The sequence below is a fragment of the Rubrivivax gelatinosus genome, assembly GCF_016583785.1.
Taxonomy (GTDB): Bacteria; Pseudomonadota; Gammaproteobacteria; order Burkholderiales; family Burkholderiaceae_C; genus Rubrivivax; species Rubrivivax gelatinosus_B.
This window is the reverse complement of the sequence record NZ_NRRU01000023.1, coordinates 1-20,847: the sequence shown is the minus strand read 5'-3', so window position 1 is coordinate 20,847 and position 20,847 is coordinate 1. Positions and strand designations below refer to the sequence as shown.

At 71.9% G+C, this 20,847-nt stretch carries 17 protein-coding genes, 2 tRNA genes and 1 pseudogene; 13 read left to right on the top strand and 7 right to left on the bottom strand.

Annotated elements, in window-relative coordinates; translation table 11 throughout:
* Positions 1-10 precede the first annotated feature (10 nt).
* Both CKO43_RS08055 and CKO43_RS08050 read right to left on the bottom strand, forming a co-directional pair.
* Positions 11-685 (bottom strand): glutathione S-transferase N-terminal domain-containing protein, encoded by a 675-nt coding sequence (locus CKO43_RS08055; RefSeq protein ID WP_200378351.1) that lies wholly within the window; start codon positions 683-685, stop codon positions 11-13.
* Positions 686-699: 14 nt separating this feature from the next.
* Positions 700-1,257 carry a PAS and helix-turn-helix domain-containing protein gene (locus CKO43_RS08050; protein WP_200378350.1) on the bottom strand — a complete coding sequence of 186 codons (558 nt, stop codon included), beginning with the start codon at positions 1,255-1,257 and terminating at the stop codon, positions 700-702.
* A 101-nt stretch (positions 1,258-1,358) separates the two neighbouring features.
* Here CKO43_RS08050 and CKO43_RS08045 point away from each other — a divergent pair, with 101 nt between their 5' ends.
* The 3 genes from CKO43_RS08045 to CKO43_RS08035 are packed head-to-tail and all read left to right on the top strand — an operon-like array spanning position 1,359 to position 3,926.
* The gene (locus CKO43_RS08045) at positions 1,359-2,063 is read left to right on the top strand and encodes a CoA transferase subunit A (protein ID WP_200378349.1); all 705 of its coding nucleotides are present in this window, start codon (positions 1,359-1,361) and stop codon (positions 2,061-2,063) included.
* A gap of 17 nt (positions 2,064-2,080) precedes the next feature.
* Entirely contained in the window at positions 2,081-2,719 is a 639-nt protein-coding gene (locus CKO43_RS08040) for a 3-oxoacid CoA-transferase subunit B (RefSeq protein ID WP_200378348.1), read from the top strand.
* Between the two features lie 10 nt (positions 2,720-2,729).
* Positions 2,730-3,926, top strand: coding sequence for a lanthionine synthetase C family protein (locus CKO43_RS08035; protein ID WP_200378347.1), 1,197 nt, complete (start codon positions 2,730-2,732; stop codon positions 3,924-3,926).
* Positions 3,927-3,974: 48 nt separating this feature from the next.
* On the opposite strand, the gene CKO43_RS08030 is transcribed toward CKO43_RS08035, so the two are convergent.
* Positions 3,975-5,015: a quinone-dependent dihydroorotate dehydrogenase gene (locus CKO43_RS08030; RefSeq protein WP_200378346.1), complete on the bottom strand. Its 1,041-nt coding sequence runs from the start codon at positions 5,013-5,015 to the stop codon at positions 3,975-3,977.
* Between the two features lie 42 nt (positions 5,016-5,057).
* Between CKO43_RS08030 and rpiA the strand changes: the two genes are divergently transcribed.
* The gene (rpiA, locus tag CKO43_RS08025) at positions 5,058-5,720 is read left to right on the top strand and encodes a ribose-5-phosphate isomerase RpiA (RefSeq protein ID WP_200227550.1); all 663 of its coding nucleotides are present in this window, start codon (positions 5,058-5,060) and stop codon (positions 5,718-5,720) included.
* Between the two features lie 74 nt (positions 5,721-5,794).
* Positions 5,795-5,992 carry a hypothetical protein gene (locus CKO43_RS08020; RefSeq protein ID WP_200378345.1) on the top strand — a complete coding sequence of 66 codons (198 nt, stop codon included), beginning with the start codon at positions 5,795-5,797 and terminating at the stop codon, positions 5,990-5,992.
* A gap of 95 nt (positions 5,993-6,087) precedes the next feature.
* On the opposite strand, the gene mnmC is transcribed toward CKO43_RS08020, so the two are convergent.
* The 4 genes from mnmC to earP form a co-directional block, all read right to left on the bottom strand.
* Positions 6,088-8,007, bottom strand: coding sequence for an FAD-dependent 5-carboxymethylaminomethyl-2-thiouridine(34) oxidoreductase MnmC (gene mnmC / locus CKO43_RS08015; RefSeq protein ID WP_200378344.1), 1,920 nt, complete (start codon positions 8,005-8,007; stop codon positions 6,088-6,090).
* On the bottom strand, positions 8,004-8,927 hold the full coding sequence (locus tag CKO43_RS08010) for a heme-dependent oxidative N-demethylase subunit alpha family protein (protein WP_200378343.1): 924 nt from the start codon (positions 8,925-8,927) through the stop codon (positions 8,004-8,006). The genes mnmC and CKO43_RS08010 overlap by 4 nt, the downstream gene beginning before the upstream one ends.
* A gap of 71 nt (positions 8,928-8,998) precedes the next feature.
* The gene (gene efp / locus CKO43_RS08005) at positions 8,999-9,553 is read right to left on the bottom strand and encodes an elongation factor P (protein WP_200227543.1); all 555 of its coding nucleotides are present in this window, start codon (positions 9,551-9,553) and stop codon (positions 8,999-9,001) included.
* A 124-nt stretch (positions 9,554-9,677) separates the two neighbouring features.
* A complete protein-coding gene (earP, locus tag CKO43_RS08000; RefSeq protein WP_200378342.1) occupies positions 9,678-10,691 on the bottom strand; it encodes an elongation factor P maturation arginine rhamnosyltransferase EarP in 1,014 nt (337 codons plus the stop codon).
* 38 nt (positions 10,692-10,729) lie between these two features.
* On the opposite strand from earP, the gene uvrC reads away from it, so the two are divergent.
* The 8 genes and pseudogenes from uvrC to CKO43_RS07960 form a co-directional block, all read left to right on the top strand.
* A complete protein-coding gene (uvrC, locus tag CKO43_RS07995; RefSeq protein WP_242477871.1) occupies positions 10,730-12,760 on the top strand; it encodes an excinuclease ABC subunit UvrC in 2,031 nt (676 codons plus the stop codon).
* On the top strand, positions 12,747-13,223 hold the full coding sequence (locus CKO43_RS07990) for a hypothetical protein (RefSeq protein ID WP_200378341.1): 477 nt from the start codon (positions 12,747-12,749) through the stop codon (positions 13,221-13,223). The genes uvrC and CKO43_RS07990 overlap by 14 nt, the downstream gene beginning before the upstream one ends.
* A 213-nt stretch (positions 13,224-13,436) precedes the next feature.
* Positions 13,437-14,000, top strand: coding sequence for a CDP-diacylglycerol--glycerol-3-phosphate 3-phosphatidyltransferase (gene pgsA, locus CKO43_RS07985; protein ID WP_200227538.1), 564 nt, complete (start codon positions 13,437-13,439; stop codon positions 13,998-14,000).
* A gap of 127 nt (positions 14,001-14,127) precedes the next feature.
* Complete coding sequence (locus tag CKO43_RS07980) at positions 14,128-14,400, top strand: HU family DNA-binding protein (protein WP_200227536.1); 273 nt, start codon at positions 14,128-14,130, stop codon at positions 14,398-14,400.
* Positions 14,401-14,408: 8 nt separating this feature from the next.
* Positions 14,409-14,484: transfer RNA gene (locus CKO43_RS07975), tRNA-Val, on the top strand.
* 131 nt (positions 14,485-14,615) lie between these two features.
* Positions 14,616-16,523, top strand: coding sequence for a SurA N-terminal domain-containing protein (locus tag CKO43_RS07970; protein WP_200378340.1), 1,908 nt, complete (start codon positions 14,616-14,618; stop codon positions 16,521-16,523).
* A 40-nt stretch (positions 16,524-16,563) separates the two neighbouring features.
* Positions 16,564-16,639 (top strand) — tRNA-His (locus CKO43_RS07965).
* A 528-nt stretch (positions 16,640-17,167) separates the two neighbouring features.
* A pseudogene (locus CKO43_RS07960) lies at positions 17,168-20,847 on the top strand (cyclic beta 1-2 glucan synthetase); the annotation flags it as partial.

The following is a 20,847-nucleotide window of genomic DNA, read 5'->3' as shown; positions in this document are numbered from 1 at the left end:
CGCTGCGGCGTCAACCGATGATCGAATACGGCCCGCCCCGCTCCAGCGCGCGGCCGTAGGCCGGCCGCGCGTGCACACGCTTCAACCAGTCCTGCAGCTTCGGGAAGCGTGCGTCCAGTCCGGCGCGTGCCGCGGCGGCTTCGAGCGGGAAGCTCATCATCACGTCGGCGGCGCTGAAGCCTTCGCCAGCGAACCAGGGCCGGGCCGACAGCTCGGCTTCCATGAAGGCCTGCTGCGCCGCGATGTTCGGCGCGATGAAGCTGCCGGTCACCTTGTCGGCGATGCCCTTGACGATGGGCTTGATGAAGAAGGGCACCGGCGCACTGCGCACCTTGTCGAAGACCAGCTTCATCAGCAGCGGCGGCATCGCGCTGCCTTCGGCGAAATGCAGCCAGTAGGTGAAGCGCCGCCGCGCTTCGCTGCCGGCCGGCGGGCGCAGGCGGCCGTCGCTGTCGTAGGTGTCGAGCAGGTACTCGACGATGGCGCCGGTCTCGGCGACGGTGATGTCGCGGTCGACGATCACCGGCGACTTGCCCAGCGGGTGCACCCGCTTCAACTCCGGCGGCGCCAGCATCGTCTGCCGGTCGCGTTCGTAGCGTTTGACCTCGTAAGGCAGGCCCAGCTCCTCGAGCAGCCACAGCACACGCTGCGAGCGCGAGTTCTCCAGATGGTGGACGACGATCACGGGAGCATCCTTTCTCAGCCGCGGAGCAGCTTGTTGACGAGTTCGGGTGTCGTCGACGCGCCGGTCTTGCGCATCAGCCGCGCCCGGTAGACGTCGACGGTACGCGGGCTGATCGCCAGCCGGCGGCCGATTTCCTTGCTGGTGTGGCCTTCGATCACGAGCGCGGCGATCTCGCGTTCGCGTGGCGTGAAGTCGACCTTCAGCACACGCCGCGCCGACAGGTCCTCGAATGACCAGACGCCGGCGGCGTGCGGCGCACGTGCGTCCAGCGCGTGGCCCGAGACGTGGCACCAGAAGAGTTCGCCGCTGGCGCGCTTCATGATGCGGTCGTCGGCGTAGCGGCCGTGTTCGTCGAGCATCTCGACGATGCGCTCGCCGGTGCGTTCGAACTCGGCCGGCGTCGGGTACAGCACCTCGAAGGACTGGCCGACGATCTGCTCGCGCACGGCGCCGAAGATCGCCAGCATCTCGGCATTGCAGTCCTGCATCACGCGCTCACGGCTGATCACCAGGCCGATAGGCGCCAGCTCGAAGGCGCTGCGGTAGTCCAGGGGATCGGTCGGCGGCGTCATGCTCTGCGGGCTGCTCCGTAGTCAATTCTACGTAACGACTACTTAAGACCTTACGTAGTACGCTGCGCGCCGGCTCCCCCCGACCTGCGAGAGGCAACCCGATGAAGAAGCTCTACCCGAGTGCGCAGGCCGCGCTCGCCGGCATCGTGCACGACGGCCAGCTGCTGGCCGTCGGCGGTTTCGGCCTCTGCGGCATCCCCGAGGCGCTGATCGCCGCGCTGCGCGACAGCGGCGCCCGGGACCTGACGGTGATCTCGAACAACGCCGGCGTCGACGGCTTCGGCCTGGGCCAGCTGCTGGAGACGCGCCAGATCCGCAAGATGATCTCGAGCTACGTCGGCGAGAACAAGGAGTTCGAGCGCCAGTTCCTGGCCGGCGAGCTGGAGCTGGAGTTCACGCCCCAGGGCACGCTGGCCGAGAAGCTGCGCGCCGGCGGCGCTGGCATCCCGGCCTTCTTCACGCGCACCGGCGTCGGCACCCTGGTCGCCGAAGGCAAGGAGACACGCGAGTTCGACGGCAAGCTCTACGTGATGGAGCGTGCGCTGGTGCCCGACGTCGCGCTCGGCAAGGCCTGGAAGGCCGACACCAGCGGCAACCTCGTCTTCCGCCGCACCGCGCGCAACTTCAACCCGGCGGTGATCATGGCCGGGCGCATCAGCGTCGTCGAAGTCGAGGAGATCGTGCCGGTCGGCAGCTTCGACCCCGACGAGGTGCACCTGCCCGGCATCTACGTGCACCGCGTGGTGCACAACCCGCACCCGGAAAAGCGCATCGAGAAGCGCACGATCCGCGAGCAGACCGCCTGAGCGACAAGGAGCCCGACATGGCCTGGACCCACGACGAGATGGCGGCGCGCGCCGCCCAGGAACTGCAGGACGGCTTCTACGTCAACCTCGGCATCGGCCTGCCGACGCTGGTGGCCAACTTCGTGCCGCCGGACATCGAGGTCTGGCTGCAGAGCGAAAACGGCATGCTCGGCATCGGCCCGTTCCCGACCGCAGACGAGGTCGACGCCGACCTGATCAACGCCGGCAAGCAGACGGTGACGACGATCCCCGGCTCCAGCATCTTCGGCAGCCACGAGAGCTTCGGCATGATCCGCGGCGGCAAGATCAACCTGTCCATCCTGGGCGCGATGCAGGTCAGCGCCACCGGCGACCTGGCCAACTGGATGATCCCCGGCAAGATGGTCAAGGGCATGGGCGGCGCGATGGACCTGGTGGCCGGCGTGCGCAGCGTCGTCGTGCTGATGGAGCACGTCGCGCGCAAGAAGGACGGCTCCTGGGAGCAGAAGATCCTGCCGCACTGCACGCTGCCGCTGACCGGCGTCGGCGTCGTCGACCGCATCATCACCGACCTGGCGGTGCTCGACGTCACGCCGCACGGGCTGAAGGTGGTGCAGATGGCGCCCGGCGTCACGCGCGACGAGCTGCAGGCCAAGACCGGCGTGCCGCTGCAGTAAAAACCCGAGGATGCAGATCCTCGACCCCGCCCGCCACGAGCCACTGGCCGCCGCCTGGGACGAAGCCGCGGCGCGTGCCGCCGTGCGGCGCATCGCCGCCGACACCCTCGCCAGCGTCGACGCCGACGGCTGGCCGGTGCACCCGCAGGACGACCCCAAAGCCCCCGGCGAGCACCGCCACCGTCTCTACGACGGCGCCGGCGGCGTGATCTGGGCGCTGCGCCACCTGGCGCACGAAGGCGCGATAGCCGCCGTGCCGGCATTCGACACGCTGCTCGACGGCATCGTCGAACGCAACGCGGCTGCGCTGGCGGCAGCCGACCGCGGCTCCTTCTTCATGGGCGACACCGGGCTGGAGCTGCTGCGCTGGCAGGCGCGGCGCGAGCCGGCGGCACTCGACCGGCTGCAGGCGCTGCTGACGGCGCAGCTCGAACACCCGTCGCTGGAGCCGCTGTGGAGTTTTCCCGGCAGCGCTGTCGCCGCCGTGCACCTGGCCGAGCAGCAGGGCGATGCGCGCTGGCGCTCGCTGCTCGAAGCCGCGCTGCGCCGGCTGCAGCAGACGCTGATCACAGACCCCGAGTCCGGCACGCCGGTCTGGGAGCAGGACCTGTACGGCCGGCGGACACGCTGGCTGGGGGCAGGACATGGTCTCGCCGGCAACGTCTACCTGGCGCTGCGCGCGCGCCGGCTGGTGGCGCCCGAACTCCTCGCGCCGCTGGTCGACGCCGCGTACACGACGCTGGCCGCGACCGCGCTGCGCGGCGAGGGCGGCGCCTGGAACTGGCACCCGATGATCGACGCCGCGCGTGTCGCCGGCCGCTTGCCGCTGGTGCAGGACTGCCACGGTGCCGCCGGCATCCTGGCACGCCTGGCCGACGCGCCGCGCACGCCGGCCTGGGACGAACTGCTGCTGGCCGCCGGCGAGACGACCTGGCGCGCCGGCCCGCTGAACAAGGGCCCCAGCGTCTGCCACGGCACGGCCGGCAACGCGCTGGCGTTGCTGAAGCTCTGGCAGCGTTGCGGCGACGCGGTCTGGCTGGACCGTGCCCGCGCGCTGGTGGCGCATGCGCTGGCCCAGGTCGAGACCGCCCGCACGCGCCACGGCCACGGCCGCCCGTCGCTGTGGACCGGCGACCTGGGTGTCGCCTGCGTCGCCTGGGACGCGCTTGCCGGCCGCGGCCGGCTGCCGCTGCTCGACGTGTTCTAGGCCGTCCGCCCCGTCGCGGGCGGCCTGTTTGCTCCCGCCTCTTGCGGCTCAGCGCCGCGCCAGCGCACGCGCCGCGTCGGCCACCAGCGCCGGGCCGTGGTAGATCAGCCCGGTGTAGATCTGCACCAGGTCGGCGCCGGCGTCGAGTTTGGCGCGCGCGTCGGCCGCGCTCATCACGCCGCCGACACCGATGATCGGGAAGCCCGCGCCCAGCGCCGCGCGCAGCTGGCGGATCACGCGGTTGCTGGCTTCGAACACCGGCCGGCCCGACAGGCCGCCGGCTTCGTCGGCGTGCGCCAGCCCCTGCACCGCGTCGCGGGCGATCGTCGTGTTGGTCGCGATGACGCCGTCCAGGCCGTGGCGGCGCAGCGTCGCGGCGATGACCTCGACCTGGGCCGCGTCCAGGTCGGGCGCGATCTTCAGGAACACCGGCACCCGTTTGTGCTGCGCGGCGGCGAGTTGATCGCGCCGCGCCGCGATTGCGCCCAGCAGTGCGTCCAGCGCCTCGTCGCTCTGCAGCGCGCGCAGGTTCTTGGTGTTCGGGCTGGAGATGTTGACCGCGACGTAGTCGGCGTGCGGGTAGACGCCGTCCAGGCCGATCAGGTAGTCGTCGACCGCGTTCTCGATCGGCGTCGCCGCGTTCTTGCCGATGTTCAGCCCCAGGATGCCGCCGCCGGCGCGAAAACGTTTGGCGCGCTGCACGTTGGCGACGAAAGCCGCCAGGCCCTCGTTGTTGAAGCCCATGCGGTTGATCAGCGCGCCGGCCTCGGGCAGGCGGAACATGCGCGGCTTCGGGTTGCCCGGCTGCGGTTTCGGCGTCACGGTGCCGACCTCGATCGCGCCGAAGCCCATCGCGCCCAGCGCGTCGATGCAGCGGCCGTTCTTGTCCAGCCCGGCGGCCAGGCCGACGCGGTTCGGGAAACGCAGGCCGGCGACGGTCACCGGGTCGTCGACGCGCGCCTCGCTCCAGAGGCAGCGCGCCGGGGAATCCTGCAGCCGGGCCAGGCCGGAGATCGTCAGGTCGTGGGCGGTTTCAGGATCCAGGCCGAAGAGAAAGCGGCGGGCCAGGCCGTAGGGCAGCAGGGACATGGGCGGCGATTGTCGCAAACGGCCCCCGGGGATAATCGCGCCATGACACAGGACGAACTCAAGGCCCTGGTCGCCCGCGCGGCGATCGAGCACCTCGTCCCGGGCGCGCTGGTCGGCGTGGGCACGGGATCGACGGTCAACCACTTCATCGACGCGCTCGCCGCGATCAAGGACCGCATCGCCGGCGCGGTGTCGAGCTCGGTGCAGAGCAGCGAACGCCTGCGCCGCCACGGCATCCCGGTCATCGAGGCCGCCGAGCTGAGCGCGCCGCTGCCGGTCTACGTCGACGGCGCCGACGAGATCGACCACCACGGCTACATGATCAAGGGCGGCGGTGCGGCGCTGACGCGCGAGAAGATCGTCGCCGACCTGGCCGAGCGTTTCGTCTGCATCGCCGACGAGAGCAAGCTGGTCGACACGCTGGGGCGTTTCCCGCTGCCGGTGGAGGTGATCCCGATGGCGGCGCCGCAGATCGTGCGCCGCTTCGAGAAGCTGGGCGCGACGGCGACGCTGCGCCCGGGCGTGATCACCGACAACGGCCAGCCCATCCTGGACGTGCGCGGTTTGAAGATCACCGACCCGCTGGCGCTGGAGACCGAAATCAACCAGTGGCCGGGTGTCGTCACCGTCGGCATCTTCGCCCGCCACAAGGCCAGCCTGTGCCTGCTGGGCACGGCCGCCGGCGTGCGCACGCTGCAGTTCTGAGCTTCCCCAAGGTGGTGCCCGAGTCGGTGCGACGTCGCCGATAATGGGTTCAACCGTCATACAGAGGATCACCCGTGGCCAAACCCAATTACGCCTTCGAAAAGCGTCAGCGCGAACTCGCGAAGAAGCGCAAGAAGGAAGATAAGCAGGCGTCCCGCAAGTCCAGCCCGGGTTCGGATCAGGGTGGTTACGCCCAGGACAACCAGGCGCCCGATGCTGCACCGGTTCCGGGCGCGCCCGCACCGGCTGCGGGCGAAGAACCGGCGGCCTGAAGGTCGCCGGTTCAGCGTTTCAGACCACTCTTTCTCTCTTCACCGCAACCGCGACTGCCAGGCAGCCGCGGTTGCGGCGTTTTTCGGTGTCCGCGTCAGCCGCGGCCCAGCCGGCGTGCACGCGCCAGCCAGCGCGCCGGGTCGACGGCGTCGGCCAGGTCCTGCTCCAGCGGCCAGGGCGCGCCGGTGGCCATCGCCGCGACCAGGCGGCCCGCCAGCGGTGCCAGCGTCAGCCCACGGCTGCCGAGTGCGGTGCAGACGAACAGGCCGGCGTGGCGCGGCCAGCGCCGCGGTTGTTCGGCGCGATGTTCGGGCACCGCAGCGGGCAGCGCACCGATGATCGGCAGCTTGTCCTCGGCCACCAGGCGCCAGCCGACACGACCCGGCCAGGCGAGTGCATCGGCCGGCGGCACCAGCCCCGTCAGCCGCGCCAGCTTCGCCAGGTTGTCGGCGTGGTCGCTTTCGCGCAGCGCCGTGTCTTCGTCGCCGGCCTGGCTGGTGGCGCCGAAGACGACGCCACCGTCCGGCCCGGGCAGCGCGTAGCCGCCGCCGGCCAGCGGCAGCTGCAGCGGCGTGCGCGGCCCGGTCCAGGCGCTGACCTGGCCGCGCACGCGCCGCAGCGGCCAGCCGCCGCCCGGCAGCCAGGGCGCGGCCAGGCGCTTGGCCTCGCTCGCGGTCGCCAGCACCAGCACCGGTGCCTGGGCGAGCAGCGTGCCGGCCGCGTCGAAAACGCACCAGTCGGCGCCCGCGCGATCGACCCGCTCGACCGTCACCCCGCCGACGAAACGCACACCCGGCAGCGCCAGCCAGTGCGCCGCCAGTTTCGGCGGCGAACACCAGCCGCCCCCCGGATACAGCCAGGCTGGTGAGCCCGGGTCCACGCCGGCCAGCCCGGCGGTTTCGGCGGCGTCCAGCGGCCGCACCCAGTCGGCGGGCAGCCGCTGGCGCGCCGCCAGCGCCCGCATCGCCTCGACCGGCCCCGGGTCCAGGCGCAGCAAGCCGCGCGCCGAGCCGGGCACCTGGCCGGCTTCGAACAGCGCGCCGTAGTCGCGTGCGGCGAGCAGTGCGCCGGCGCGCAGCAGGCGCGCGTGCGGGCCGTCGTCGGCGTGCACCGTGCCGTGGAAGATGCCGGCCGGGTTGCCCGAGGTCTCGGCCGCCGGGCGCGCGTGGCGTTCCAGCACGGTGACGTCCAGGCCTTCCGCCGCCAGCGCTTGCGCCACCGCGGCACCGGCCAGGCCGGCGCCGACGACGATCGCCGTGCGCGCCTGCGGCACGGCAGCGGCGTCGCGCGGCGGCGCCGGCGGCACGAAGCGCGGCGCCCAGCGTGCGACGCTGATCTCGCGTTTGCCGCCGATGCCGGGCACGCGCTGGACATCGAACCCGGCGGCGGCGAGCCCGTCGCGCACCGGGCGCGCGACGCTCCAGGTCGCGGCCGTGCTGCCAGGCCGGCACAGCCGCCCCAGCGCCTGGAACAGCCGCGGCTGCCACATCGCCGGGTTGCACACCGGCGCAAAACCGTCGAGGTAGATCGCGTCGGCGCTCAGGTGCAGCTCGGGCAGCAGCGCGGCGGCGTCGCCGAAACCCAGCAGCAGCTGCACGCGGCCGCCGTCGAAAGCCAGCGGGTGCAGGTTGGGCATCGCCGCCGGCCAGGCGGCGAGCAGCGCCGCCGCCAGCTCGGGCCGCTGCGAGCCGCGGTGGGCGGCCTCGAGGTCGGCGCGCCGCGGCGGGTGGCGTTCCAGGCTGACGAAGACCAGGCGTTCGCAGCGCGCCGGGTCGTCGCGCCAGGCGGCCCAGGTCGCGAGGAAGTTGTTGCCCAGGCCGAAGCCGGTCTCGAGCACGACGAAGCGGCCGCGCCCGGCCCAGCGCCCGGGCAGGCCGTTGCCGCCGAGGAACACGTGCTGCGCCTGCTCGAAGGCGCCGATCGGCGGGTGGTAGCAGTCGCCGAAGTCCGGCGCGTGTGCCTGACCGGCGGCGTCGAAGGCGATGTTCGCCGGGACGACGGGTTCGGTCTTCATCGGCGTGCGGCCAGCCAGGCCAGCAGGCTGTCGTGCACCGGCGCCAGGCCGCGGTAGGCCAGCACCGATGGGCTCATCGAGGCGAGCGCCGCGTGCAGCCGTGCCGCACGGCCGGGCACCAGCAGCACCTCGGCCAGCGGCTGCACCTGCACTTCGATCGTGAACACCGCCTGGCGCTCGCCCGGCACCGGCAGGAAGGTCTGGCGTTCGGTGCGCCACCAGGCGCGTTCGACCGGGGTCAGCGCCCAGCCGGCGCCGTCGACGCGGCGCGGGTGCGCGTGCAGCCGCGGGTGCGGGCTGACGTTCCAGACGAAACGTTCGCGCGCGCCGCCGTCGGTGACGAGTGCCGTCAGCGCGTCGGCGGCGCCGAGCAGCAGCCGGTTGTCGGCCACCGGCGCGTGCGCGGCGGCGAAGCTGCGGCCGACCTTGTCCTCGGGCGCCCAGTTCGAGGGCAAGGCGACGGCGAGCCAGGGCAGGCTGCCGTCGCTGCCGTCGACGATGGCGAAGTCCTCGGCGAAAGCCAGCGCCAGCAGCCCGGCCAGGCGCCACGGCGGCGGCAGCTGCTGCAGGCAGCGCTGTACGGCGTCGCCGCTGCGGCTGCGGCCCAGGCGCTGAACCTCGGCGCCGGCGACGGCCACGCCCGCCAGCAGCGCCTGCGCGCGCACGCCGTCCCAGGCGAAGGCGGTCGGGTGTTCGGCGGCGGCGTGTGCGCACAAGGCCTGCAGCGCCGGCCCGGCATCGAAGCCGGGGCGCTGCAGCAGCGCGTCGCCGGCGAAGGCCGAGAGCACCGCCAGCTTCTCGCGCTGGTGGCGCGAGCCCGGCGCCAGCGGGCTCAGCTGGCGCGCGCCGGGCGCCAGGCGCCGCAGCCCGGGCTGCATGCGAAACGGCGCCGTGACCGCCGCGTCGAAATCGAAGGACATGAACGCCGATGATGCCCCAGCAATGACAAAGGGCACCTCGCGGTGCCCTCGGTGCCAGCGCGCAGCGCGCTTTAGACGCGCTTGCGGTACTCGTGCGTGCGGGTGTCGATTTCGACCCGGTCGCCGTTCTCGACGAACAGCGGCACGGCGATCTCGAAACCGGTGCCGACCAGCTTGGCAGGCTTCATGACCTTGCCCGAGGTGTCGCCCTTGACGGCCGGCTCGGTGATCAGCTCGCGCACGACGGTGGTCGGCAGTTCGACCGAGATCGCCTTGCCGTCGTAGAAGACGACTTCGACCTTCATGCCGTCTTCTAGGTAGCTGATGGCGTCGCCCATGTTCTCGGCCTCGACCTCGAACTGGTTGTATTCCTCGTCCATGAACACGTACATCGGGTCGGCGAAGTAGGTGTACGTGCACTCCTTCTTGTCGAGGATGATCTGGTCCATCTTGTCGTCGGCCTTGAAGACGACTTCAGCCCCGCCGCCGTTGAGCAGGTTCTTCATCTTCAGGCGCACGGTGGCGGCATTGCGGCCGCCGCGGCTGTATTCGGTCTTCAGCACGACCATCGGGTCCTTGCCCTGCATGATGACGTTGCCGGCGCGGATTTCCTGAGCGATTTTCATGGCGTCGAGCGGGGCTTGCCCCCGCGGCTGGTTTGGGTCCCCGGCGAGCAGCGCTCTTGAGCCGGTAAAAAAAGACGGGATGCCGGGAGCCTGAGCGCGCCCGTGCGGTGCAAAGCCCTTGATTCTAGCACTCGGGGCCGGCCCTGGCCCGTGCGAACTGCCACAAGCTGCCTGTCAGATCAAGCCTCGCGGCCTGTTCATCGCGGAACGCCGCGGCCACGGCGCGCCAGGCGTCCAGCGGCGGCAGCGGCGCCCACGGGCCCAGGCCGTTCCAGCCGCGCCAGAACGCCGCCAGCCCCGGCAGCGGCGGCAGGCGCTGCAGCAGCGCGTCCAGCTTGTCGGCGTGCACGCCGTCGTGCTGCGGGTAGATCTGCCAGACGAAGGGCGCACCGGCCCAGATCGCACGTACCAGCGAGTCCTCGCCGCGCACGAAGTTCAGGTCCGAGGCCCAGAGCAGGCGGTCGAAACCCGGCTGGTCCAGCCAGGGCAGGGCGAAAGGGCGCACGCCGGGCGGCACGGCGCCGACCTGGCGCTGGGCGTGGCCGGGCGTCAGCAGCAGCAGCGTCGGCTCGGCGGCGAGCGCCTGCAGCAGCTGCGGGATCGCCGGGTTGTCGTAGCAGAACAGCGAGACCACACGTTCGCCCGGCCGCCGCGCGGCGCCCAGCGCGGCGAGCCAGGCGTCGCGTTCGAAGCCGGCACGTTCGGCCAGCAGCCCGGGCTCGCGCAGCAGGCCGCCGGTGGCGGCGCTGAAACCGGGGTGAAAGAACCACTTCGTCAGGCCGTTGCGCTGCGGCGAGGGCAGGGCGTGCGCCCGTTCTACCCAGGCTTCGGCGCTCAGGTACTCGAGGTTGATCCAGACCGGCCGCCGCGCCGCCATGCGCTCGACGAAGGCCGGCGGCGGGTCGCAGGCGAAGGCTTCGACGACGGCGTCGCCGGGTTCGCCCGCGGCGTCGAAAGCGCCGACCTCGACGCCGGTGCAGCCCGCCGGCGCCATCCAGCGCAGCGCCGAGGCGTCGTCCATCCACAGGCGCACGCGTTCGCCGCGCGCGGCCAGGTCACGCGCCAGGCGCCAGCACACGCCGACGTCGCCGAAGTTGTCGATGACGCGGCAGAAGACGTCCCAGGTCCAGGCTCGCATCCGGGCGATTATCGGCAGCGGGGACAATACGGCCCGCCATGACCGACGCCGCGCCCGTGACCGACGCCACTCCCGCCCCCGCGCCGCAACCGGCCGCGGCCGAGCGCGAGCGCCTGCTCGCCGAGGTCGCCGCGCTGCCCGGGCTGCCGGGTGTCTACCGCTATTTCGACGCCGCCGGCGGCGTGCTCTACGTCGGCAAGGCGCGCAACCTGAAGAAGCGCGTCTCGAGCTACTTCCAGAAGGACCACGGCGGCACACGCATCGGCGCGATGGTCGCGCGCGTCGCCCGGCTGGAAACGACGGTGGTGCGCACCGAGGCCGAGGCGCTGCTGCTCGAGAACAACCTGATCAAGACGTTGAACCCGAAGTTCAACATCCTGTTCCGGGACGACAAGAGTTATCCATACCTGAAAATCACCGGCACGCGCTCCGCCGACGGGCCAGGGGCCTTGTCGGCTTCCAGCTGCGCGCGCGTGGCCTACTTCCGCGGCGCGGTCGACCGCAAGCACCGCTACTTCGGGCCCTACCCGAACGCCTGGGCCGTCAAGGAGACGATCCAGCTGATCCAGAAGGTGTTCCGGCTGCGCACCTGCGAGGACACGGTGTTCGCCAACCGCTCGCGGCCCTGCCTGCTCTACCAGATCCAGCGCTGCTCCGGCCCCTGCGTCGGCCTGGTGTCCAAGGACGACTACAGCCGCGACGTGCACGACGCCGAGCGTTTCCTGCTCGGCGGGCAGCAGGAGGTCATCGCCGACCTGCAGTCGCAGATGATGAGCCTGGCCGATGCGCTGGAGTTCGAGAAGGCGGCCGCGGTGCGCGACCGCATCGGCTCGCTGTCGCGTGTGCTGCACCAGCAGTCGATGGAGCCCAGCAGCCTGTCGACCGGCGACAAGGACGTCGACATCCTCGCGGTGCGAGTGGCCGGCGGCCGCGCCTGCGTCAACCTGGCGATGGTGCGCGGCAGCCGCCACCTGGGCGACCGCGCCTACTTCCCGAGCCACGTCGACGACGGTGCCGCGCTCAGCGCCGCCGAAGCCGACGAACGTGCCGACGCGCCGCTGGCCGAAACCGCGGTGCTCGAAGCCTTCATCACCCAGCACTACCTCGGCCAGGCGGTGCCGCCGCAGCTCGTCGTCAGCCACCCGGTGAGCGAGGAGCTGATCGACACGCTGGCCGAAGCCTCCGGCGTGCGCGTGCGCGCGACGCAGCAGCCGCGCGAACAGAAACGCATCTGGCTCGAGATGGCCGAGAAGGGCGCCGAGCTGGCGCTGGCGCGGCTGCTGGCCGAAGAAGGTTCGCAGCGCGAACGCACGCGTGCGCTCGTCGAGGCCCTGGACCTGGATCTGGACCCCGACGGCCTGCGTGTCGAGTGTTTCGACATCAGCCACACCGCCGGCGAAGCGACCCAGGCCTCCTGCGTCGTCTACGAGAGCCACGCGATGCAGAGCGCGCAGTACCGGCGCTACAACATCGAGGGCGTGACCGGCGGCGACGACTACGCCGCGATGCGCCAGGTTCTGACGCGGCGCTACGCCCGCCTGGCCGAAGCCCGGCGCCAGGACGCGCAGGACGGCGCCGCCGAGGCCGCCGAGCCCGCGCCGGCGAAGAAGGGCGCGGCGCGCCTGCCCGACCTGGTGCTGGTCGACGGCGGCCGCGGCCAGGTGTCGATGGCGCGCGAGGTCTTCACCGAGCTCGGCCTGCCGCTGTCGGTGATCGTCGGCGTCGAGAAGGGCGAAGGGCGCAAGGTCGGGCTGGAGGAACTGGTGTTCGCCGATGGGCGCGACAAGGTGTACCTCGGGCACGACTCGGCGGCGCTGATGCTGGTCGCGCAGATCCGCGACGAGGCGCACCGCTTCGCGATCACCGGCATGCGCGCGCGCCGCGCCAGCGTGCGCACCGGCGGCAGCAAGCTCGAGGACATACCTGGCGTCGGCCCGCGCAAGCGGGCGCGGCTGCTGCAACGTTTCGGGGGCGTGCGCGGTGTCGCCGCGGCCAGCGTCGAAGAGCTGGCCGGCGTCGACGGCATCTCGCACGAACTCGCGGAGGAGATCTACCGTGCGCTTCACTGAACCGAGGCGGTGGCTGGCTGCCGCCGTCGCCGCCGCGAGCGCGGCCATCACCGGCTGCGGCACCAAGCCGCCGGCCCCGACCCCGACGCTGCCGCCGGGCGCTGTGACGCCGTCGCAGGCGACGCCGCTGCCGCCGGCACGCGACTGGGACGAGTACCGGCGCCGCGCCGCCGAGCGCCTGGTCGAGGCCAACCCGGAGCGCAGCTACCTGGGGCCGGTGCCCGAGCCGCTGCTGGCGATCCCGGTGCTCGAGATCGAGCTCGAACACGACGGCAACGTGCGCCAGGTGCGCGTGATGCGCGTGCCCAGCCAGGCCAAGGACACGACCCAGCTCGCGATCGACGCCGTGCGCCGCGCCGCGCCCTTCGGCGACGTCTCGAAGCTGCCGCGGCCCTGGAAGTTCGTCGAAGTCTTCCTGTTCGACGACGAGCGCCGCTTCAAGCCGCGCACGCTCGATGACTGAGGCCTCACGCGCCAGCCGAAGGCCGGAGCGCGATTGCACGCGCGAGGGCTGAGGCGGGACGCAGGACGCCGGAAGGCGTCAGGCGCCAGCCGAAGGCCCGAACGCGATTTCACGCGCGAGGGCTGAGGCGGGACGCAGGCCGCCGGAAGGCGTCAGGCGCGAGGGCTGAAGCAGGCAAAGCCGGGGCTTTGGCCGCTCCGGCACAATCGGCCGATGTTCTTCACGGTTCCCACGCTGCTGACCTGGGCGCGCATCGTCGCGATTCCGCTGATCATTGGCGTGTACTACCTGCCGCTCGAGTGGGGCACGCGCAATCTGACGGCGACCGTGATGTTCGTCTTCTTCGCGCTCACCGACTGGCTCGATGGCTTCCTGGCGCGCAAGCTCAACCAGACCTCGGCCTTCGGCGCCTTTCTCGACCCGGTGGCCGACAAGTTCCTGGTCTGCGCCTCGCTGCTGATCCTGGTGCACCTGGGCCGCGCCGACGTCTTCGTCGCGCTGATCATCATCGGCCGCGAGATCGCGATCTCGGCGCTGCGCGAATGGATGGCGCAGATCGGCGCCGCGCGCAGTGTCGCGGTGCACATGCTCGGCAAGCTCAAGACCACGGCGCAGATGGTCGCCATCCCCTTCCTGCTCTACGACGGCCGCATCTTCGGCCTGGACACGCGGGTCTGGGGCTCGTGGCTGATGTGGGTGGCCGCGGTGCTGACCGTCTGGTCGATGGTCTACTACCTGCAGCGCGCGATCCCCGAGATCCGTGCCAAGGTGCGCTGAAGACCGCGCCGCGAATCGGCGCTTGGCGGCGCCGGTCGCGGCTGACCGATAATTCCACGTTCGGCTGCCCGCCAGCGCCCACGAGGCGGCGGGCCACGAGACCATCCACACAAGAGGAAAACAGTACGTGAACAAGACGGACCTGATCGCCCACATCGCCCAGCAGGCGGACCTGTCCAAGGCGTCGGCGACGCGTGCGCTCGAAGCGCTCTTCGACGGCGTGCAGACCGCACTGAAGAACGGCGACAGCGTCGCGATCGCCGGTTTCGGCACCTTCGAGGTCTCGGAGCGCGCCGCGCGCACCGGCCGCAACCCGCGCACCGGCGAGGCCATCGAGGTCAAGGCGGCCAAGGTGCCGAAGTTCCGTCCCGGCAAGGCCCTGAAGGACCAGCTGGTCTGACTTCAACCGGGTGCTTAGCTCAGTCGGTAGAGCGTCGCCTTTACACGGCGCAGGTCGGCGGTTCGAACCCGTCAGCACCCACCACAGAACGGCTCGCGCAGCGGCATAGAATGCCGCGGCGCTGAGCCCCACCCGGAAGGCGAACCCTGGTTCGCCTTCTTTCGCTTCAGGGCCTGCTTTCCGCCCGCCCAGGCCCCCCGAATCCCCACACACCGATGTTCGATTTCGTTCGCACCCACTCGCGCCTGATGCTGGGCATCATGGTGTTGCTGATCTTCCCGTCGTTCATCTTCTTCGGGATCCAGGGCTACTCGCGCTTCACCGAGGGCGGGGCCGTCACGGTGGCTGCGGTCGACGGCCAGTCCATCAGCCGCGACGAGTGGGAGAACACCCACCGCACCAACATCGAGCGGCTGCGCCGCCAGCGCCCGGAGATCGACGCCAAGACGCTGGAGTCTCCCGAGATGCGCCGCGACACGCTCGAAGGCCTGGTGCGCGACCGCGTGCTGATCGCCACCGCGCGCCAGTTCCACCTGGTGCCCGACGACGAGCGGCTGCAGCGCCTGTTCCTCACCGACCCGCAGTTCGCGAGCCTTCGCAACCCCGACGGCAGCGTCAACCGCGAACTGCTCGCCGCGCAGGGCCTGAGCGTGCAGGGCTTCGAGCAGCAGCTGCGCCAGGAGTTCGGCATGCAGCAGGTGCTGGGCGCCGTCGCCCAGTCCTCGTTCACGCCGCCGGCGGTGGCTGCAACCTCGCTCGACGCGCTGCTGCAGCGGCGCGCGGTGCAGATCCAGCGCTTCGACGCCAATGCCTACCGCGCCCAGGTCACGCCGGCCGACGCCGACCTGCAGGCCTACTACGAGGCGCACGCGGCCGATTTCCGCGCGCCCGAGCAGGCGAAGATCGAATACGTCGTGCTCGACCTGGCTGCTCTCGCCAAGGACGTCGCCGTGCCCGAGGAGGACCTGCGCCGCTACTACGACGAGAACGCGAGCCGCTACACGCAGGCCGAGGAGCGCCGCGCGAGTCACATCCTGGTGAAGGTCGACGCCTCTGCCTCGGCCGACGACAAGAAGGCCGCCAAGGCGCGCGCCGAGCAGTTGCTGGCCGACGTGCGCCGCTCGCCGACCTCGTTCGCCGAGATCGCGCGCAAGAACTCGCAGGACCCGGGTTCTGCCGGGCGCGGCGGCGACCTCGACTTCTTCGGCCGCGGCATGATGACCAAGGCCTTCGAGGACGCGGTCTACGCGATGAAGCCGGGCGAGATCAGCAACCTGGTCGAGACCGATTTCGGCTATCACATCATCACGCTCACCGGCATTCGCGGCGGCCAGAAGAAGGCCTTCGAGTCGGTGCGTGCCGAGGTCGAGCAGGAAGTGCGCCGCTCGCTCGCGCAGCGCCGCTACGCCGAAGCCGCCGAGACCTTCACGAACACCGTCTACGAACAGTCCGACAGCCTGCAGCCGGTGGTCGACAAGCTCAAGCTGAGCAAGCAGACCGCCACCGTGCTGCGCCAGCCGGCGCAAGGCGCCAGCGGCGCGCTGGCCTCGGCCAAGCTGCTGGAGGCCGTGTTCGGCGACGACGCGGTGCGCAACAAGCGCAACACCGACGCCGTCGAAATCGGCCCGAGCCAGCTCGCTTCGGCTCGCATCGTCAGCCACACGCCGGCGCGCACGCTGCCGCTGGCCGAGGTGCGCGAGCGCGTGCGCGAAGCCGTGATCGGCGACAAGGCCGCGGCGCTGGCACGTGCCGAGGGCGCCAAGCGCGTGGAAGCGTTGAAGAAGGCGCCGAACGAAAACCTGCCGATCGTGCTGACGGTGTCGCGTGCGCAACCGCTGGGGCTGCCGCGTCCGCTGCTCGAAGCGGTGCTCAAGGCCGACGCGAAGAAGCTGCCGGCCGTCGTCGGCGTCGACCTCGGTGCCCAGGGTTATGCGGTCGCCCGCATCACCCAGGTGCTGCCGCGCGAGGCCGAGGCCGCGACCGACTCGATGCTGCAGCAGCAGCTCGCCCAGACCTGGGCCACCGCCGAGGCGCTGGCCTACCTGGACGCGCTCAAGCGCCGCACCAAGGCCGAGATCAAGGAAGCCGCGGTTTCCGCTGCGGCCAAGTCGGCAACGCCTTGAACCGCGCGCGTTCGCGCTATACTCCCATTTCTTTGCTGCGGTGGCTGTAGCTCAGTTGGTAGAGTCCCAGATTGTGATTCTGGTCGTCGTGGGTTCGAGTCCCATCAGCCACCCCAAAAATCGCGTTAAGAATCAAGGCCCTGCGGGGCCTTTTCTTTTTCCTGCGGTTACTTCGGGGGACCAAACGGCTGCCAGCCGCCTCTTCCCTCGACACCGATCGACAACGCCGGCCATCCCGGCGACAGGCGCTGGAAACTGGCGTTTGCTGTGATTCCCGCTGCGACGCTCAGGGTCAGCTGGTGAGACAACGAGCCGGCCTGGATTGAGGCTGGGACACGGCGGAAGTCGCCGCTGACCGGGTACCACCGTCGAGCGCGCTCCGCTGGTAGGCGGGCAACTGCCAGCCCCCCCGACCCAGCAGCCGGCCTAGCGTGTCGCGTGATCGGCTTTAGGCGGCCGTGACCGGCAGTCGGAGTGCCCCCACAGTCCGAGCGCCGTGCGCTCGGCCCGCGCGCAGGCCGGGAGCGCCGATTGCTGTATCGGCGCATCCGATGACGACACCGAAGACTCCGTTCGCACGCTGGCGAGCCGCCGGCTGGCGGAGGCCGGGGCACCCGTGGCTCGCGCAGGCGGCCCCAGGGTCGATGGCGGGTGACGACGCGCCCCTGCGCGCCGAGCTGCTGACAGCCGACGAGATGGAGCAACTCGGCCTGCGCCTGGCGTCGGAACACCGCGTCGCGACCTCGCGCGGCCGGGACGAACTGCTTGACCGGCTTGCCGACAACGAGGCTGCGCTGGCGCAGACCTGCGCCTTGCTGAGCGGCCGCGCCGATGCCGCGCAGCGCGCGACGCCGGCTGGCGAGTGGCTGCTCGACAACTGGTACCTGATCGGCGAGGAGATCCTCACTGCACGACGTCATCTCCCGCCCGGCTACAGCCGCGAGCTGCCGCGCCTGATCGACGGTCCGCACCAGGGCCTGCCGCGCGTCTACGCGCTGACGCTGCTGGCCGTCGCGCACACCGACGGGCGCCTGGACCGCGGCGTCCTGATGCGCTTCGTCTCGTCCTACCAGACGGTGCAGCCGCTGCAGCTCGGCGAGCTGTGGGCGGTGCCGATCATGCTGCGGCTGGCCTTGATCGAGAACCTCCGCCGCGTCGCGGCCGGCGTCGCGCGCAGCCTGCTCGAGCGCGAGACCGCCGGCCGCTGGGTCGACCGCCTGACCGAGGTCGCCCGGCGCGAACCGGGCGACCTGATCCTCGTCGTGGCCGACATGGCGCGCTCGCGGCCGCCGCTGACACCGCCATTCGTCGCCGAGCTCTCGCGTCGGGTGCACGGCGGCGCCCCGGCGCTCGCTCTGGCGCTGAACTGGGTCGAACAGCGGCTGACCGAACAAGGCGCGACGGTGGACTCCCTGGTCAAGGCCGAGGCGCAGGGGCAGGCGGCGGCCCAGGTGGCCGTCAGCAACAGCATCGCCGGGCTGCGGCTGCTGGACGCCACCGACTGGCGCGACTTCGTCGAGGCGCAATCGGTCGTCGAGCGCACGCTGCAGGCCGATCCGCCCGGCGTCTACCGCCGGATGGACTTCGCGACGCGCGACCATTACCGCCACGAGGTCGAACGTGTCGCGCGCCACGCCGATGCCGACGAGCAGCAGGTCGCCGAGGCGGCGCTGCGGCTGGCGCGCGCGGCAGCGGCACTGCCGCAGTCGCATGTCGGCTGGTGGCTGCGGGACGCCGGCCGGCCCGAACTGGAGCGCGCGGTGGCGATGCGCCTGCCGTGGCCCCTGCGGGCCCGCCGCGCCCTCGCGCGGCATCCGCTGGCGGCCTACGGTGGCGGCGTCGTCGCCGTCACGGCGGTGGTGATGGCCGCGGTCATCGCGCTGGCGACGCAGGGTTTCGCGCTCGCGCCGGCCGGCGCCGCGTGGACCGCCGCGGCCTTGCTGGCGCTGCTGTTCGTGGCCAGCCAGTTCGCGGTCGTCGTCGTCAACGCGATCGCGATGCGTGGCGTCGCTCCCGACGCGCTGCCGCGGCTGGACTACGCCGACGGCATCCCCGCAGAGGACCGCACCCTGGTCGTCGTGCCGACGATGCTGGCAGACGCCGCCGGGGCCGACGCGCTGCTCGAAGCGCTCGAAGTTCGCCACCTCGCGAACCGCGACCCGCAGCTGCTGTTCGCACTGCTGACCGATTTTTCCGACGCCGCACAAGAACACCTGCCCGGCGACGAGGCGCTGCTGGCGCATGCGCGCCACGGCATCGAGGCGCTGAATGCGCGCTACGCCGGCGCGCCGTTCCTGCTGCTGCACCGTCCGCGGCTCTGGAATCCGCGCGAAGGCGCGTGGATCGGGCGCGAACGCAAGCGCGGCAAGCTCGCCGACCTCAACCGGCTGTTGCGCGACGGCGCTCCCGGCTGCTTCTCGCTCGTCGTCGGCGATGTCGCACGCCTGCCCGGCGTGCGCTATGTCGTGACGCTGGACACCGACACGCAGCTGCCGCGCGACGCGGCGCGCCAGTTCGTCGCGACGATGGCGCACCCGCTGAACCGGCCGCGGATCGGCGGCCGCCAGGGTGCTCCGTGCGTCGTCGCCGGCTACGGCATCCTGCAGCCGCGTGTGGGCACCACGCTCGTCGGCGCCGGGCAGACGCGCTACGGCCGGCTGTTCGGCGGCGAGCCCGGCATCGACCCCTACACCGGTGCGGTCAGCGACATCTACCAGGACCTGTTCGGCGAAGGCTCGTTCATCGGCAAGGGCATCTACGACGTCGACACGGTCGAGGCGGTGCTGCGCGACCGCCTGCCCGACGACCGGGTGCTCAGCCACGACCTGCTGGAAGGCGGCTACGCGCGCAGCGGCCTGCTGAGCGACGTCGAGCTGGCGGAGGCGCCACCGGCGCGCTACGACGTCGACGCGCGGCGGCGGCACCGCTGGATCCGCGGCGACTGGCAGATCGCCGCCTGGGCGCTGCCGTGGGTGCCGGTGCCCGATACCCGCCCGGGCCGCACCGGGCGCACGCGGCGCGTGGCCAATCCGCTGTCGCTGCTGACGCGCGTGAAGATCCTCGACAACCTGCGCCGCAGCCTGGTCGCGGCGGCGATGGTCGCCTTGCTGCTGCTCGGCTGGCTGCTGCTGCCGCAGCCGGCGCTGTGGACGGCGGCGGTGCTGGCGGTGCTGCTCGCCCCGACCGTGCTCGGCCTGCTGAACGACCTGCTGCGCCGGCCTGGGCCGGCCGGCCTTGGTGAGCAGGGCCGTGCCGCGGCGGAGTCGGCCTGGCGCCACCTGCGGCAGGCCGTGGTGACGCTGGCGGTGTTGCCGCACGAGGCGCATTACAGCCTGGACGCCGTGGCGCGCACGCTGTGGCGCCTGCACGTTTCGCGGCGGCTGCTGCTCCAGTGGCAGCCGTCGTCGGAGCTGGGGCGCGACCGGACGTCCGACGCCTGGGCGGCGCTGGCGCAGGCGGCGCTGCGGCTGGCCGCGGGCCCGCTGCTGGCGGTGCTCGTGCATCAGGCCCTGGCCGTCTGGCGGCCCGAGGTGCTGCCGCTGGCGACGCCGCTGCTGCTGGCGTGGTTCGTCTCGCCGTTCATCGTCTGGTGGGTCGACCTGCCGCTGCCGCCCAGCATCGACACGCTCGACGATGCCGGGCGCGGGGAACTGCGGCTGCTGGCGCGCCGGACCTGGGCCTTCTTCGAGACCTACGTCGGCCCGGCCGACCACCACCTGCCACCCGACAACGTGCAGCTGCAGCCGGTCGCGCGCCTGGCCCGCCGCACCTCGCCGACGAACATCGGCCTGTCGCTGCTGGCGACGCTGGCGGCGCACGACTTCGGCTGGGTCGGCGACGCGGAACTGCTGGAGCGCACCGCCGCGACGCTGGACACGCTGGACCGGATGGAGCGCCACCGCGGCCACTGGCTGAACTGGTACGACACCGAGACGCTGCAGCCGCTGCGCCCGGCCTACGTCTCCACCGTCGACAGCGGCAACCTGGCGGGCCACCTGCTGACGCTTCGCGCCGGGCTGCTGGAGCTGGCGGCGGCGCCGCCGCGGCCGCTGCGGCTGCTGCACGGGCTGGCCGACCCGCTGCGGCTGCTGCAGCAGGCGGTCGACGGCACACCGCAGGCGTTGCCGGTGCAGCGCTTCGCGGCGCAGTGGGAAGCGGCGCTGACGCGGGCCACCGAGGGCACGGCCTTGCGCGCGTCCCTGGCCGAGCTGGCCGCGACCGCGCAGGCGCTGGCCGACGCCGCGCCGCCGGGCGCTGCCGACGGCACGCTGCTGGACACCTCGTCGCCGCCCGACGAGGCCGAGCGCTGGGCGCGGGCGCTGCA